Genomic DNA, 925 nt, shown 5'->3' with positions numbered 1-925 from the left:
GTCAGTTTTGTCCCAGCCACTTGTATTTTCATCTAAGAATTGCTTGTTAATGACTTTTAACTTATCACTGAATTCATACAGTATGAGTTTCCCGTTTGGTACTTCAACCTGATCAATATCAGCGTCAGCAATTCCATCTAAATATTTAATTAAAGCCCGCAGTGTACTTCCGTGAGCCACCACCAGTTGATTTTGCTTATCCAATAGTCGAGGTGCGATTTCATCCTGCCAATAGGGTATCAACCGATTATAGGCCATCTCTAAGCTTTCACCTCGGGGCTCAATGGCTCCCCATTTCGAATACTTAGGATCCTCATCTACCTGTTTTAATAATGGCGGAACCGTTTTAAAACTACGCCGCCACAACTTAACCTGTGCTTCACCCACTGATTGTTTGACTTCGTCCTTGTTCTGTCCCCTTAACGCGCCATAATGCCGCTCATTTAACCGCCAGCTTTTGTGCTCAGGAAGATATAATTGATGACACTCCGCCATCACAATATGAGCAGTCTTAATCGCTCGATAGAGCATTGAGGTGTGAACATCCGCAAATTCTAACTTGGTAGCCGCTAATACTTTTCCAGCAGCGTGCGCCTGTTCAATTCCCTTTTGGGTCAACGGAACGTCCGTCCACCCCGTAAATATATTGTCGCGATTAGCTTCACTTTCACCATGCCGCATAATGACAAGTTTCACCATAATTTAAATTCCCTCTCTCTAATCATCCCTAGTTTACCGAATTCAAAACAGGATTTCAAAAATTATTGTTAAATAGTGCACATATTTAGTCAAAAAAACAGAGCTTCTCAGCTCTGTTACTTCGTTTAATCATTCGGATTTGTCTGGTTCAATTGACCAACCGTTTTTGTTTGATCGTACTCTTGCTTGAGATTTGCCTGAACTTTGGGTTCTATACTTTTTCCTG

At 41.5% G+C, this 925-nt stretch carries 1 protein-coding gene; it reads right to left on the bottom strand.

Going from position 1 to position 925, the window contains the following annotated elements; all coding sequences use genetic code 11:
- Positions 1-699, bottom strand: a 699-nt coding sequence (locus tag FD44_RS10105; RefSeq protein ID WP_056973941.1) for a 2,3-bisphosphoglycerate-dependent phosphoglycerate mutase, incomplete at its 3' end; no start/stop codon positions are given.
- Positions 700-925 lie beyond the last annotated feature (226 nt).

Origin of the sequence: Secundilactobacillus malefermentans DSM 5705 = KCTC 3548, assembly GCF_001436395.1 — a bacterium.
GTDB lineage: Bacteria > Bacillota > Bacilli > Lactobacillales > Lactobacillaceae > Secundilactobacillus > Secundilactobacillus malefermentans.
Note: the sequence above shows the minus strand (reverse complement) of the source record. Positions and strands in the feature narration are given on the sequence as shown.